The sequence below is a fragment of the Geodermatophilus sp. SYSU D00779 genome, from assembly GCF_054050595.1.
This window is the reverse complement of the sequence record NZ_JBJGZQ010000036.1, coordinates 1-13,734: the sequence shown is the minus strand read 5'-3', so window position 1 is coordinate 13,734 and position 13,734 is coordinate 1. Positions and strand designations below refer to the sequence as shown.

The 13,734-nt window shown below is 74.9% G+C and carries 13 protein-coding genes; 7 read left to right on the top strand and 6 right to left on the bottom strand.

The genetic code is table 11. From position 1 onward, the window contains the following. Positions 1-118: 118 nt before the first annotated feature. From ACI79G_RS22295 to ACI79G_RS22280, 4 genes are all read right to left on the bottom strand, one after another. A complete protein-coding gene (locus ACI79G_RS22295) occupies positions 119-613 on the bottom strand; it encodes a CBS domain-containing protein (RefSeq protein ID WP_456883228.1) in 495 nt (164 codons plus the stop codon). A 197-nt stretch (positions 614-810) separates the two neighbouring features. Continuing rightward, positions 811-1,191 carry a hypothetical protein gene (locus ACI79G_RS22290; RefSeq protein ID WP_456883227.1) on the bottom strand — a complete coding sequence of 127 codons (381 nt, stop codon included), beginning with the start codon at positions 1,189-1,191 and terminating at the stop codon, positions 811-813. Positions 1,192-1,502: 311 nt separating this feature from the next. Then, the gene (locus ACI79G_RS22285; protein ID WP_456883226.1) at positions 1,503-2,675 is read right to left on the bottom strand and encodes an acyl-CoA dehydrogenase family protein; all 1,173 of its coding nucleotides are present in this window, start codon (positions 2,673-2,675) and stop codon (positions 1,503-1,505) included. 51 nt (positions 2,676-2,726) lie between these two features. Continuing rightward, positions 2,727-3,317 (bottom strand): Rv1733c family protein, encoded by a 591-nt coding sequence (locus ACI79G_RS22280; protein WP_456883225.1) that lies wholly within the window; start codon positions 3,315-3,317, stop codon positions 2,727-2,729. Positions 3,318-3,502: 185 nt separating this feature from the next. On the opposite strand from ACI79G_RS22280, the gene ACI79G_RS22275 reads away from it, so the two are divergent. Then, positions 3,503-4,087, top strand: coding sequence for a cupin domain-containing protein (locus ACI79G_RS22275; protein WP_456883224.1), 585 nt, complete (start codon positions 3,503-3,505; stop codon positions 4,085-4,087). Positions 4,088-4,143: 56 nt separating this feature from the next. Beyond that, entirely contained in the window at positions 4,144-5,805 is a 1,662-nt protein-coding gene (locus tag ACI79G_RS22270) for a bifunctional 3'-5' exonuclease/DNA polymerase (protein ID WP_456883223.1), read from the top strand. Positions 5,806-6,141: 336 nt separating this feature from the next. On the opposite strand, the gene ACI79G_RS22265 is transcribed toward ACI79G_RS22270, so the two are convergent. Together ACI79G_RS22265 and ACI79G_RS22260 are read right to left on the bottom strand one after the other, a co-directional pair. Further along, entirely contained in the window at positions 6,142-6,495 is a 354-nt protein-coding gene (locus ACI79G_RS22265) for a nuclear transport factor 2 family protein (RefSeq protein ID WP_456883222.1), read from the bottom strand. Positions 6,496-6,830: 335 nt separating this feature from the next. After that, the gene (locus ACI79G_RS22260) at positions 6,831-8,261 is read right to left on the bottom strand and encodes an MFS transporter (protein ID WP_456883221.1); all 1,431 of its coding nucleotides are present in this window, start codon (positions 8,259-8,261) and stop codon (positions 6,831-6,833) included. A 133-nt stretch (positions 8,262-8,394) separates the two neighbouring features. Here ACI79G_RS22260 and ACI79G_RS22255 point away from each other — a divergent pair, with 133 nt between their 5' ends. The 5 genes from ACI79G_RS22255 to ACI79G_RS22235 all read left to right on the top strand — a co-directional run bounded on the left by ACI79G_RS22255 (position 8,395) and on the right by ACI79G_RS22235 (position 13,594). Next, positions 8,395-9,201, top strand: coding sequence for a thioesterase family protein (locus ACI79G_RS22255; protein WP_456883220.1), 807 nt, complete (start codon positions 8,395-8,397; stop codon positions 9,199-9,201). A gap of 110 nt (positions 9,202-9,311) precedes the next feature. After that, a complete protein-coding gene (locus tag ACI79G_RS22250; RefSeq protein ID WP_456883219.1) occupies positions 9,312-10,472 on the top strand; it encodes a Gfo/Idh/MocA family protein in 1,161 nt (386 codons plus the stop codon). A 191-nt stretch (positions 10,473-10,663) separates the two neighbouring features. Beyond that, a complete protein-coding gene (locus tag ACI79G_RS22245; protein WP_456883218.1) occupies positions 10,664-11,644 on the top strand; it encodes a substrate-binding domain-containing protein in 981 nt (326 codons plus the stop codon). Between the two features lie 70 nt (positions 11,645-11,714). Beyond that, complete coding sequence (locus tag ACI79G_RS22240) at positions 11,715-12,776, top strand: ABC transporter permease (RefSeq protein WP_456883217.1); 1,062 nt, start codon at positions 11,715-11,717, stop codon at positions 12,774-12,776. 2 nt (positions 12,777-12,778) lie between these two features. Further along, positions 12,779-13,594: an ATP-binding cassette domain-containing protein gene (locus tag ACI79G_RS22235; protein ID WP_456883216.1), complete on the top strand. Its 816-nt coding sequence runs from the start codon at positions 12,779-12,781 to the stop codon at positions 13,592-13,594. Positions 13,595-13,734 lie beyond the last annotated feature (140 nt).

Here is a 13,734-nt window from a genome sequence, read left to right as displayed (position 1 = left end):
CTCACCGGGCTCAGTGCGGCCCGGGTCCGTCCTCAGGGACCCGGGCCGCGCGGTGTCACGACAGGACGGGCCGCCACCCTCTCCTGTGAGCGGGACGACGGCGCGTGGAGCCGGCGCCTCAGCGTGGCGGCGCCGGGGTCTCCGGCACGCACCGGCGCGAGCGGGCCCGCTCGGCGACGCCGGCGTCGGTGCAGTAGCCGGTCCGCCGGCGCTTGAGGCACAGCAGCCCGAGCAGCCGGCCCTCGTCGTCCACCACCGCGAGCCGGCGTCGGCCGGTGCGCACGAGCAGCGCGTGCACGTCGGCGAGCGGGACGGCCGGTGCGACGGTCCGGCCGGTCAGCCGCGACAACGGGAGCGCGGCCGCTGCGCCCGGCGCGGTGTCCGGCAGGTCCTCGCGCAGCAGCGTGCCGCGGAGGACGCCGTCCTCGGTGAGCAGGACCATCACGACGTGGTCGTCGGCGAGGACCGCCCGGACGGCGGCGAGCGAGGCGTCGGCGGGCAGCGTCTTCGGCCGGCTGACCATCACGTCGGCGACGGTCGAACCGGCCACCTCCGCCCCGTCCGCACAGGGCGCCGGGGCGACGCCCACCAGGTCCGCGTCCAGCGACCGCACCTCCCCAGGATCCTCCGCCGACCCCGGCATGGTGCCCCACCTGACCGCGTCCACTCGTTGCCGTGCGGAGTCGTGCCCGCGGGCCCGGCGGCCACCGTCCCGCTGGTCGTCGTCCCCGCCGTCGTCACCGGCTTCGGCAACGGCCTGCTGCTGCCGTCGCTGCTGACCGGGGCGCCGGTGACCCACCGGCCCGCGGCTCACGACGCGTCGAAGAGGGTCACCTCGTCCGGCCGCACGGTGAACGGGTTGGCCCACTCCGACGGCGTGCCGGTGATCGGCTGGGCGTCGGTCACGACCACGAAGGGGGTGCCCGGGTAGACGGCGAGCACCCGGGTGGTCGAGGTCAGCGCCTCGGTGCGCTCGATCAGCTCGCCGCGCCGGAGCTGCTGCGTCCTCCGCTCGCCACGCAGTTCCGCTCCGACCTCGGCGACCCACCGGGCGCCGTCCTGCTCGAAGGCGATCGCGTGCACGCGCCGTCCCGGGGGAGCGGGTTCGCAGCCGGCGAACTCGGCGAGCGCCTCGTACAGCCGCTCGGCCTGCTCGTCGTCGCTCGCCCGGGGGAGGAAGAAGGCCACCACGGCCGTCATCCTCGCCGTCGGCACCGACAGGCCGGCACGGCCAGGGGAGCGGGCCCCCGTCACACCCCCGGCCACCGGGTCACCCTCCGGAGAGTTGCCCCCTGCCCCGCATGGTGGGCAGCGCCCGAGTGTCCGGAGGGGGCTCCCTCCGGAGAGTCGTCCCCTGCCCCGCATGGTGGGCAGCGCCCGAGTGTCCGGAGGAGGGTCCTGCGCTGCGCTGCGCCCGCGCGTGCGGGGCGCAGCGCGAGCGCCCCCGGGGAGCAGGGGTGGAGCACCCGGAGGCGGAGGGGCCGGCGCGGTCGAGCGCCCGGTCAGTAGGACCGCGGGAGCCCCAGCACCTTGGTCGCGACGAAGGCCTTGATCATGTTGTTGTTGACCGGGGCGACCTGGTACATACGGGTCTCGCGGAACTTGCGCTCGACGTCGTACTCGTCGACGAACCCGTTGCCGCCGTGGGTGTCGAGGGCGGTGTTGGCCGCGGCCCAGCTGGCCTCGGAGGCGAGGTGCTTGGCCATGTTCGCCTCGGCTCCGCACGGCCGGCCGGCGTCGAAGAGCCGGGCCGCCTCGTAGCGCATCAGGTCCGCGGCGCGGACCCTCATGTAGGCGTCGGCCAGCGGGAACTGCACTCCCTGGTTGGCGCCGATCGGGCGGCCGAACACCTCCCGCTGGTTGGCGTAGGTGACGGCCCGGTCGACGAACCAGTAGCCGTCGCCGATCGCCTCGGCGGCGAGCAGGATGCGCTCGGCGTTCCAGCCGTCGATCACGTACCGGAAGCCGGCGTCGACCTGGCCGACGACGTGGTCGGCGGGCACCCGCACGCCCCGGTACGAGACCTGGTTGGTCGCGTAGTTGAACATCGTGCGCACCGGCACGACCTCGAGGGTCTCCGGCTGCTCGGCGCGCACCCGGCGCAGGTCGACGAGGAAGAGGGTCAGCCCGCGCGTCTTGTCGGCCCCGCGCTCGCTCGTGCGGGCCAGCACGAGGGCGAGGTCGGACTCCTGGATCCGGCTGGTCCAGTTCTTGTGCCCGGTGATCACGAAGTCGTCGCCGTCGCGGGTGGCCGTGGTGGCGATGGCGGTGGTGTCCGACCCGGCCGCGGACTCGGTGATCGAGAAGGCCTGCAGCCGCAGCTCGCCCTCGGCGATCAGCGGCAGGTAGGCCTCCTTGAGCGCGTCGCTGCCGTGCCGCAGCAGGGCGCCCATCGTGTACATCTGCGCGTGGCAGGCCGCGGAGTGCCCGCCGGAACGGTTGATCTCCTCCATGACGACGGACGCCTCGGTCACGCCGAGGCCCGCGCCGCCGTACTCGGTGGGGATCAGGACCGAGAGCAGGCCGGCCGCGGTGAGGGTGTCGACGAACTCCTGCGGATAGCGGCGGTCCCGGTCGGTCTCGCGCCAGTAGGCGTCGGGGAACTCCGCGCACAACGCGCGGGTGCGGGCGCGCAGGACGGTGAGCGAGACCTCGTCGGTGCCGGCGGCTGGCATGGGTGTCCTCTCGGGGGTCGCGTGTCGGTGGAGTCTGCGGGCGGCCGTCGGTCAGGGCACCCGGCGGCTCCACGTCGGCTCGACGCGGGCCCACTCGCGGGTCCACCACCGGTCGGCCCGGAAGGCGACCAGCCGGCACAGCGCGGCGTGCAGCAGGACGGCGGTCACCACGGTGCCGGCCCAGCCGAGCCCGGCCAGCACGAGCGTGCTCCGCCGCACCGCGGCCGGCGTCATCGGCGGGCCGGTCGGCCGCCCGTCGGACGTCGTCCACAGCACCAGGGTGTCGCCGGCGCGGGTGGTCGGACGCGCGAGCACCTGGCCCTCCACCGGGGTCCCGTCGGGGGAGGCCCACCGCGCCGGGACGGGGACCCGGACCCGCGGCGACGCGTCGGCAGGGGCCACGGCGTCCGCGGTCACGACGGCGGGGACCTGCGTGCGCTCGTCGGCCTGCTGCCGGGCCATGGCCGCCAGGTCGGAGCGGACGGCGGTCCCCACGGCGAGGGCGGCCGGCACCGAGAGCAGCACCACGAGCAGGACGACGACCCGCGACACGAACTCCACCGTGTGGCTCGTCCGCTTGAGCGGGCCCGAGCCGAGCGTGAACCGGCGGACGCCGCGGGTGAGGGGACCGGGCAGAGTCATGACACCGCCTCCTCCGCACCGGGCTCCATCGTGCCAGCGGATCCCGCCCCGTCGGCCGGTGCGCGTCCCGGGTCGGAGCGGCTGCGTCAGCACGGCCGCGCCGGCGACGACGTCCGAGGCGACGGTGGCCGTGACCGCCGACGCCGCAGGTGTACGCACCGGCCCGCGGGTGCACAGTGACCGTCGTGACGGAGCGCCTGGTGGAGATCGACGACGGAGACCTCGAGGCCGCCCGGGTGGCACTGTCGACCTCGACCATCGAGGAGACGATCGGCCGGGCGTTGCGCGAGGCGGCCGCCTCCGTCGGCCGTCGCCGCGAGGTCGAGCGTTTGCCCGACGGCTCCTCTGCCACGGGCCAGGGGAGCGGCGAGCGAGAGGGGACCGTGCAACCACAGGTCCGGCACAGCGACGAGGTGGAGCCCCAGGTCTGGGACGACCCGGTGCGCGGCGAGGTCTGTTTCCGGGTGCTGTTCAGCGCCGACCGCACGCCGACGTCCGCGCTGTACACCGGGCTGACCGACGTGGCGCCCGGCGGGTGGCTGGGGCTGCACCGGCACGGCCAGGCCGAGGTCTACCACCTCGTCGAGGGCAGCGGGGTGGTCGTCCTGGACGGCGTCGAGCACCCGGTGACGGCGGGGTCGGCGGTGTTCGTCCCCGGAAACGCCGAGCACGGCATCCGCAACACCGGCGAGGGGCCGCTCCGGTTCGTGTACGCGTTCGCGACCGACGCGGTCAACGACGTGGTGTACCGGTTCTCCGACGAGGGGTGACCGACGCCCCCTCGGCGCGCCCGCGACCTGTCGCACCGGGTCGCGAGACTGCGGGGGTGAACAGGGTCGTCCTCGTGCGCCGGGCCGGGGGCGCGGTGGCGGCCCGGGAGCTCGACGACGACGGGACGTCGGTCGGCGAGACGCGGCTGCCCGCAGGCTCGCTCGCGGCGTTCGTCCGGGAGCGGGAGCGCGGGCCGGTCCGCTGGGTGTGGGACGACACCACCCGCTGGTACCCGGCGCTGCTGGACGCCGGCGTCCGGGTCGAGCGCTGCACCGACCTGCGGCTCACCCACGCGGTGCTGCGGCGCTCGCCCCTCGTCGACCAGGCCCCGCTCACGGCCGGCGAGACCGCGGCCTGGGACGCGCTGCAACCGGTCACCCCCGCCGACCCGGCACTGTTCCCGCTCGAGGACCCGGCCGACGGTCTGGACCCGGTCGCCGAGCACGAGCGCCAGCAGGCCGCGCTCGCCGCGTCGACGCACCCCACCCGCCTGGCGCTGCTGCTGGCGGCCGAGTCCTCCGGAGCGCTGGTGGCGGCCGAGATGACGCACGCCGGGCTGCCGTGGCGGGCCGACGTGCACGAGCGCCTGCTCACCGAGCTGCTGGGCCCGCGTCCGCCGCACGGCTCCCGCCCCGCGGTGCTGGAGGCGCTGGCCCGGGAGGTGCGCGCGGCGCTGCGGGTACCGGAGCTGAACCCGGACTCGCCCGGCGCGCTGCTGCGGGCGCTGCAGTCGGCGGGGCTGGCGGTGGAGGACACCCGCTCGTGGACGCTGGAGCAGCTCGACCACCCCGTCGTCGGCCCGCTGCTGGAGTACAAGAAGCTCTCCCGGCTGCTGACCGCCAACGGCTGGGCCTGGCTGGAGGCCTGGGTCCGCGAGGGCCGGTTCCGGTCGTGGTTCGTGCCCGGCGGCGTGGTGACCGGGCGCTGGGCCTCCAACGGCGGGGGCGCGCTGTCGGTCCCGGTCCAGGTCCGCCCGGCCGCGGTCGCCGACGACGGCTGGCGGCTCGTCGTCGCCGACGTCGCCCAGCTCGAGCCGCGGGTGCTCGCCGGCATGAGCGGGGACGACGCGATGGCCGAGGCCGCCCGGGCCGCCGACCTGTACGAGGGCATGGTGGCCGGCGGTGCGGTCGAGACGCGGGCGCAGGCCAAGGTCGCGATCCTCGGCGCGATGTACGGCGCCACGCGGGGTGAGAGCGGCCGCATCATGCCCCGGCTGACCCGCCGCTACCCGCGGGCCATCGGGCTGGTCGAGGAGGCCGCCCGGGCCGGCGAGCGCGGACAGGTCGTGCACACCCTGCTCGGCCGCGGCTCGCCCCGCCCCACCGGCGCGTGGGCCGAGCGCGCCGTCGCGCTGGGGGAGCCGGTCGAGGTCGACGGCTCCCGGGAGGAGCGCGACCGGCACCGCCGGGCCTGGGGGCGGTTCACCCGCAACTTCGTCGTCCAGGGCACCGGTGCCGAGTGGGCCCTGTGCTGGCTGGCCGACCTGCGCAACCGGCTGTGGCGCCTGGGCGGCACCGGCCCGCTGCAGCAGCGGCCGCACCTGGTCTTCTTCCTGCACAACGAGGTCGTCGTGCACACCCCCGAGCACCTCGCCGACGCGGTCGCCGAGGAGGTGCGCCGCGCCGCCGCGACGGCCGGCCGGCTGCTCTTCGGCGCCTTCCCCGTCGACTTCCCGCTCGACGTGTCGATCGTCGGCTCCTGGGCCGACGCCGGCTGAGTCCCGGCCCGGACCGCCGGCGACGCGCAGTGCGGGCAGCGCCGTTCGGCACGTCGGAGGCGCGCCGTTGCCACCGCTGCTGATGACGTGTCCGGCCTCCTGCCACGCTCCGGACCCCGACAGGGCGCTGCGCGGCTACGGCTGCGGGGCCAGGGAGCCCACCACCTTGCCGCGGAGCTGCCCGGAGCCCGCGTGCTCGAGGCCCGACGCCACGTCCTCCAGCGCCACGACGCGGTCGACCGGGCTGCCACGGCGGGGCTGGTCCTCCGCACGGCCTCCGCGGTGCCGAGCGCGGCAGGCCGTGACCGCGGCAGCGGAGTCGAGTGCGCCGCGCGGCTACTGCTCGACGTCCATCCGCTGCACCAGGTCGCCGGCGAAGGTGTAGACGTGCCGGACGTCGGCCACCGCCAGTAGGGCACCGCTGCGGTCGCGGACGACCTGGTGGACGGCGACCTCGACCGTGCCGTCGGGGCGCTCGCGGATGCCGGTCGGCTCGACCCTGGGGCGGACCTCGGCCCACTGGCGTGCCCAGTAGCGACGGACGGCGTCCTGCCCGACGACCCGGCCGCCCTGCCAGCCGTTGGGCCAGTCGACGTCCGGCGTCATGGCGGCCAGCACCGTGTCGACGTCGCGGGCGTTGAAGGCCCGGTACAACGCGCGCAGCACCTCCTCGCGGCCCGGTGCGGTCATGGCGTTCGTCCTCCTGAGCCGGCGTCGGGGCGTGGCAGGTCACCGTCGCACGAGTCGCCACGGACGGCACCACGGCCCGGGTGTACCGTTATCCCCAACCTACCCTCTGAAGAGCGGCCGGCCCTCGGCCGGGCTGGTCCCGACGCTGCTGCCCGCGAACGTCGACGAGCTGCGGCCGACCACGTACCCGGTCGTCGTCGGCGGGGGCACCCGTCGACGACGATCATGACGGCGCGGTGGCGACACGCGGGCCGACAGTGGCGTGTCGCCACGCCGGCCTCATGATCGTCGCGGACCGCGATCTGGACGAGGCGCTGCGCCGCTGACCGGCCCGGCTACCGCGCCGAGAGCTGCCCGCTCCGGGTCGCGGCGTCCGCGGGCCGGTCGGGGGACGAGCGGCGCCCCAGCCCCAGCCAGGCGACGACCGCCGTCGTCGCGCACACCGCGACGCCGACGACGGCGAGGGTCGTGTAGCCGCCGGCGGCCGGGGCCGCCGCGCCGGAGGGCGTGGCCGCGGCGAGCACGGTGGCGGTGAGGGCGCTGCCGAGCGCGAAACCCACGTACCGCAGCACCTGGTTGAGGCTCATCGCGCTCCCGGTCTCCGAGGGCGGGACGGCCGAGACGACGAGCGCGGGGAACGCCGCGAACGAGGCCCCGACCCCCAGGCCGGCGACGGCCATGACGAGGAAGAGCTGCCAGAGGTCCGAGCGGACGAGGGCGAACAGGACGAACGCGGTGCCCTGCACCGCCGCCGCGACCGGGAGGACGACGTGCCGGCCCGCGCGGTCGGCCAGCAGCCGGGCGAGCCGCCCGCCGAGCACGCTCGCCGCCGAGAACGGCAGCAGCACCAGCCCGGCGACGACGATGGAGGTGCCGAAGCCCGCGCCGTCCGACGCCGGGGCCTGGGCCAGCACGGGCACGGCCGTGAGCAGCAGGTAGTTGGACAGCCCGACCAGCAGGGCCGCCGCGTGGGCGGTGCGCGCCAGGCGTCCCCGGGCGAGGCGCAGGTCGACCAGGGGCCAGGTCGTCCGGCGCTCCCAGGCGACCCAGGCCACCAGCGCGACCGCCGAACCGGCGGCCAGCGCCCACAGCAGCGGCGACGCCCAGCCCCACGCCTCGACCTGGCCGAGGGCGAGCAGCAGCCCGGCCACCCCGGCCCCGAGGAGGAGCGCGCCGACGACGTCCAGCCGCCCCCGCGGGGCCGCCGTCGACGGCGGCAGGACCACCGCGCAGGCCAGCAGCGCGGCGAGGCTGACGGCGGCGCCGGACCAGAACGCGGCGTGCACCCCGCCGAGCTCGGCCACCAGGCCCGCCAGGGGGTAGCCGAGCCCGACACCGGAGACCACCGTCACCGACAGCGCGGCGATGGTCGACCGCGACCGTTGCCCCTCGAGCGCCTCGCGGGCGGTGGCCATGGCCAGCGGGGTGAGCCCGAGCCCGAACCCCTGCAGCGCACGGCCGGCGATCAGCCACCCCAGCCCCAGCGGCAGGGCGGCCAGCACGCCGCCGAGCGTCACGACCGCGAGGACGGCGAGGACGATCCCGCGCCGGTGCGGACCGTCGCCGAGCCGCCCGACGACCGGCGTGGCCACCGCGCCCACGAGCAGCGTGGCGGTCAGCGACCACTGGGCACCCGGCAGCGTCGTCCGCATGGTCTCCGCGATCGCCGGCACCAGCGGCGCACCGAGGCTGCTGATCACGGCGACGACCGTGCCGACGAAGACCAGCACCGGGACGAGGGCGCGGGGGGACCGGGCGACCGTCATGGCCTCCAGGGTCCCAGACGGTTGCGTCGATCAACGAGTGAGCCGCCCCACCGTGCACCGTCCGCGTCCCCGGTTGGCATCCTCGGGACGCCGCCGTCCGCGTGGCCCCGCCACCTACCCCCGGGAGTCGACCGTGCCCGCGCCCGTCCCGACCGCAGCGCCGCCGGCGTACTTCGAGCGCCTCGCCCGCGGCCGGTTCCGGGCCACCGAGCACACCGGCGGCGCGTGGTCGGTGACCGAGCAGCACATCAGCCCGCTCAACGGGCTGCTCGTGCACGCGGTCGACCGGTTCGTGGCCGAGCGCGGGACCGACGGACTGGTCACCGCGCGCATCGCGTTCGACATCCTCGGGGTCGTCCCGATCGCCGAGGTCGACGTCTCCGTGGAGGTGGTGCGCCCCGGGCGCACCATCGAGCTGCTCGAGGCCGTCGCCGTCTCCGGCGGGCGTGCCGTCCTGCGTGCCCGTGCGTGGCGCCTGGCGCGGCACGACACCGCGGCGGTGGCCGGCGGCTCCCCCGACCCGCTGCCCCCGCCGGACGGGCTGGCGTCGGCGGCGCTGTCGGGCGTGTGGCCCGGCGGCTACATCGCCTCGCTCGACGTGCGCCCGCTGCGCGCACCCGAGCCGGGGCGGGCCACCGCGTGGCTCGCCACCCCGGTCGCCCTGGTCGCGGACGAGCCGGTCAGCGAGCTGGCCCGCTTCGTCGGCCTGGTCGACACCGCCAACGGCATCGCCGTGCGCGAGTCGCCGAAGGAGTGGATGTTCCCCAACGTCGACCTGACGATCCACCTGCACCGGCAGCCCGTGGGCCGCTGGGTGGGCCTGGACACCACCGTCGTCTTCGGCCCGGACGGTTCCGGCCTCACCACGACCGTCCTCCACGACCGCACCGGACCGGTGGGCCGGGCCGAGCAGCTCCTGACCGTGCGACCCCTGGCCTGACCTGGGCCCCGGCGCGTGACGGTGCGGTGGCCGAGGCGCCGGTCCCCACCTGGCCGGGTCCCCTCCGGCCCTAGGCTCGCGCTCCTCGGCCGGCCGCGGAGGGAGTGTCCATGGGGACGATCGGTGTGGGGGTCATCGGCTTCGGGTGGATGGGCCGGGTGCACGCCCAGGCCCACGCCCGCCTCCGGCACCACTTCCCGGACCTGGGCCTGGTCCCGGAGCTCGTCGCCGTCGCCGACGACGTCCCCGGCCGCGCCGAGGCGGCCGCCGCGCAGTTCGGGTTCGCCTCCGCGACGGCGGACTGGCGCGCGCTGCTCGCCGACCCGCGGGTCGAGCTCGTCTCGGTGACCGCGCCGAACTGGCTGCACCGCGAGCTCGGCGTCGCCGTCGCGGAGGCCGGCCGGCACCTGTGGATCGAGAAGCCCGTGGGGCTCACCGCGGACGACGCCCGCGCGGTGGCCGGTGCCGTCGCCGCGGCCGGCGTGCAGGGCACCGTGGGGTTCAACTACCGGCACGCGCCCGCGGTGGCCCTGGCCCGCCGGCTGGTCGACGAGGGCGCGATCGGCCGGGTCACGCACGCCCGGTTCTCCTTCCTCAGCGACTACGCCGCCGCCCCCGAGGGGGCCCTGACCTGGCGGTACGAGCGGGCGCGGGGCGGCAGTGGCGTCCTGGGCGACCTGGCCTCGCACGCCGTCGACCTCGTCCGGCACGTGCTGCACGACGAGATCACCTCCGTGCTCGCCGACACCACGGTCTTCGTCCCCGAACGACCGCGCCCCACCGGCGCGACGTCCGGGCACGCCGTCGCGGCCGGCGGCGTCCCCGGGCCGGTGGAGAACGACGACCACGTGGCCGCGCTGCTGCGCCTGTCGACCGGCGCCCGGGTGCTGCTCGAGGCCAGCCGGGTGGCCGTGGGGGAGCAGAACGCCTACGGCTTCGAGGTGCACGGGACGGCGGGGCGCCTGGCCTGGGACTTCCGGCGGATGGGGGAGCTGCAGCTCAGCCGCGGACCGGCCGCGCAGGACCAGCCGGTGGCCACCGTGCTGGTCGGGCCGGGAGCCGGGGAGTACGCCGCCTTCCAGCCCGGTGCCGGGATCGCGATGGGCTACGACGACCTCAAGGTCGTCGAGCTGCGCGACCTGCTCGCCTCGATCGCGGCCGGCCGGCCCGTCGGCGTGGACCTGACCGACGCCGTCCGCGCCGCGGTCGTCCTCGACGCCCTCGTCGCCTCCGCGGCGAGCGGGAGCCGGGTCGAGGTCCCGGTCGGCTGAGGTCCTCGCACCGGACGGTGGCCAGGTCGCGCCGGGCAACCGGGTCGGCAGGGGGCCCCTTGACGGTCTTGGTGAGCCATGCCACATTCCTCCATGTCACTATGTCCATACATGCGGACGAGCACTCGGGGCGTCCGGACGTGGGCAGCCGTGGCCGCCAGGACGGCGGCCCTCCCGACGAGGAGATCCACATGAGGACCACCCGCAGGTCGCTGCGAGCGGTGGTGGCCGTGAGTGCGGCCGCCCTGGCGCTCTCCGCGTGCAGCAGTCAGGGGGGTGCACAGAACCAGGCCGGCGCCGGCGGCGGGGGTGGCGAGGACTACACCATCGCGATGATCACCCACGAGGCGCCGGGCGATGCGTTCTGGGACAAGATCCGCGCCGGTGCGGAGGCGGCCGCAGGCAACCTCGGTGTCACGTTGAACTACTCCAACGCCCCGGCCGCCGGCGAGCAGGCCACCCTGGTGCAGAACCAGGTCGACAGCGACGTCGACGGCATCGCGGTCACCCTGGCTTACCCCGACCAGGTCGGCCCGGCGGCGCAGAGCGCCGTGCAGGGCGGGATCCCGGTCGTCGCCTTCAACTCGGGGATCGACGACTACCTGGGCTTCGGCATCCCGATGTACTTCGGCTCCAACGAGCAGCTCGCCGGCCGCACGGTGGGGGAGCGGATCGCGGCGGACGGCGGCGGCAAGGCCCTGTGCGTGATCCAGGAACAGGGACAGGTGGCGCTGGAGACGCGCTGTGCGGGTGTGCGGGAGGGCTTCCCCAACACGGAGATCCTGTACGTGCAGGGCACCGACCTGCCCTCGGTCCAGCAGACGATCGGGTCGAGCCTGCAGACCGACCCCTCGGTCACGCACATCGTCACGCTGGGCGCCCAGGTGGCCCAGGCGGCGCAGGCGGCCAAGACCGACACCGGCAGCCAGGCCGACATCGTCACCTTCGACCTCAACCCCGACGTGGCGCAGGCGATCCAGGCCGGGGACATCGCCTTCTCCGTGGACCAGCAGCCCTACGTCCAGGGCTACATGGCCGTGCAGGCGCTCTACCTGAACCTGACCAACGGCAACGACATCGGTGGTGGTCAGCCGGTCCTCACCGGGCCGTCCATCGTCGACGAGTCCAACATCGACGTAATCCTCCCGTACGCCGAGAACAACACCCGCTGATCCGCTCCGTGGGGAGCCGGGGGGACCCGGCTCCCCACGGACCACCCCCCGCCCCCCACCTGGAGCAGTCATGAGCTCATCCGTGGCGACCCAGCCGTCCGCACCCCGGGCGGAGACCCCGCCGGCGCGCACGCAGCGGTCGCTGGTCTCGCGCGTGCTGGCCCGACCCGAGATCGGCGCCCTCGCTGCGGCGATCGCCATCTTCGTCTTCTTCTACGCGGTCGCGGAGCCCTTCCGGACGCTGCCGGCGTTCGCGACCGTGCTCTACGCCAGTTCCACCATCGGGATCGTGGCGGTGGGCGTCGCGCTGCTGATGATCGGCGGCGAGTTCGACCTGTCCTCCGGTGTCGCGGTCACCACCTCGGCGCTGGCGGCGGCGATGCTCACCTACCAGTTCAGCCTGAACATGTGGGTCGGCGTCGTGGTCAGCCTGGTGATCGCGCTGGCGATCGGCTTCGTCAACGGATGGCTGGTGATGCGCACCGGGATCCCCAGCTTCCTCATCACGCTCTCGACGTTCTTCATCCTCCAGGGCATCAACCTGGGCGTGACCAAGCTGGTCACCGGCGCGGTCGCCACCCCCAACGCCAGTGCGCTGGACGGCTTCGAGTCCGCGCGGGCGGTCTTCGCCGCGGACGTGAACCTGGGGTTCATCACGCTGAAGATCACCGTCCTGTGGTGGTTCTTCTTCGTCGCACTGGCCACCTGGCTGCTGCTGCGCACCCGCGTCGGCAACTGGATCTTCGCTTCCGGCGGCAACCAGGCCAGCGCCCGCGCGGTCGGCGTCCCCGTGCCCAAGGTCAAGATCGGCCTGTTCATGGGCGTGGCGTTCCTCGCCTGGTTCCTCGGGATGCACCTGCTGTTCAACTTCAGCTCGGTGCAGTCCGGCCTCGGCGTCGGCAACGAGTTCATCTACATCATCGCCGCGGTCGTCGGCGGCGCGCTGCTCACCGGTGGCTACGGATCGGCGGTCGGTTCGGCGCTCGGTGCGTTCATCTTCGGCATGACCACCCAGGGCATCGTGTTCGCCGGGTGGGACCCGAACTGGTTCCGCACCTTCCTCGGCGTGATGCTCCTGCTCGCCGTCCTGGTCAACCTGTACGTCAAGAACTACGCGGCCCGGAGGAAGTGACCATGACCGACACCATCGCCGAGCACGCCGCTGCGGACCTGCACAAGGGCGAACCCCTCGTCGAGATGCAGGGGGTCGGCAAGACCTACGGCGCCATCCGGGCGCTGGAGGACATCAACCTCACCGTGAACGCCGGCGAGGTGACCTGCGTCCTCGGGGACAACGGCGCCGGCAAGTCGACCCTCATCAAGATCATCTCCGGGTTGCACCCGCACTCCGAGGGGACGCTGCGGGTCGACGGCCAGGAGCGGCACTTCGGCTCGCCGAGGGAGTCCCTGGACGCCGGCATCGCCACCGTCTACCAGGACCTCGCGGTGGTGGGGTTGATGGAGGTGTGGCGGAACTTCTTCCTCGGCTCGGAGCTCCGCAAGGGCCGGTATCCGCTGGCCCCGCTGGACATCAAGGCGATGCGGGAGATCGCCGACGCCGAGCTGCAGAAGATGGGCATCCACGTCAAGGACATCAACCAGCCGATCGGCACGCTCTCCGGTGGCCAGCGGCAGTGCGTGGCGATCGCCCGCGCGGTGTACTTCGGCGCCCGGGTGCTGATCCTCGACGAGCCGACGGCGGCGCTGGGCGTCAAGCAGTCCGGCGTGGTGCTGAAGTACACCGCCGCGGCCCGGGACGCCGGCCTCGGGGTCGTCTTCATCACCCACAACCCGCACCACGCCTACCTGGTGGGCGACCACTTCGTGATCCTCAAGCTCGGCCGCCGGGTGCTGGACAAGAAGCGCTCCGAGGTCTCGCTCGAGGAGCTGACCGCCGAGATGGCCGGCGGTCAGGAGCTCGCCGAGCTCTCGCACGAGCTGAAGCGCTAGGAGGAGGCCCCCGTCCTCCCCACCCTTCGCACGCTCACGGCGGAACCGGGGCGGGGCCGCGCGGCGAGCCTCCGGACGGAGCCTGGGACGCGACCACGGCGCCCGCCGTCCGGACCACCCCGGTCCGGACGGCGGGCGCC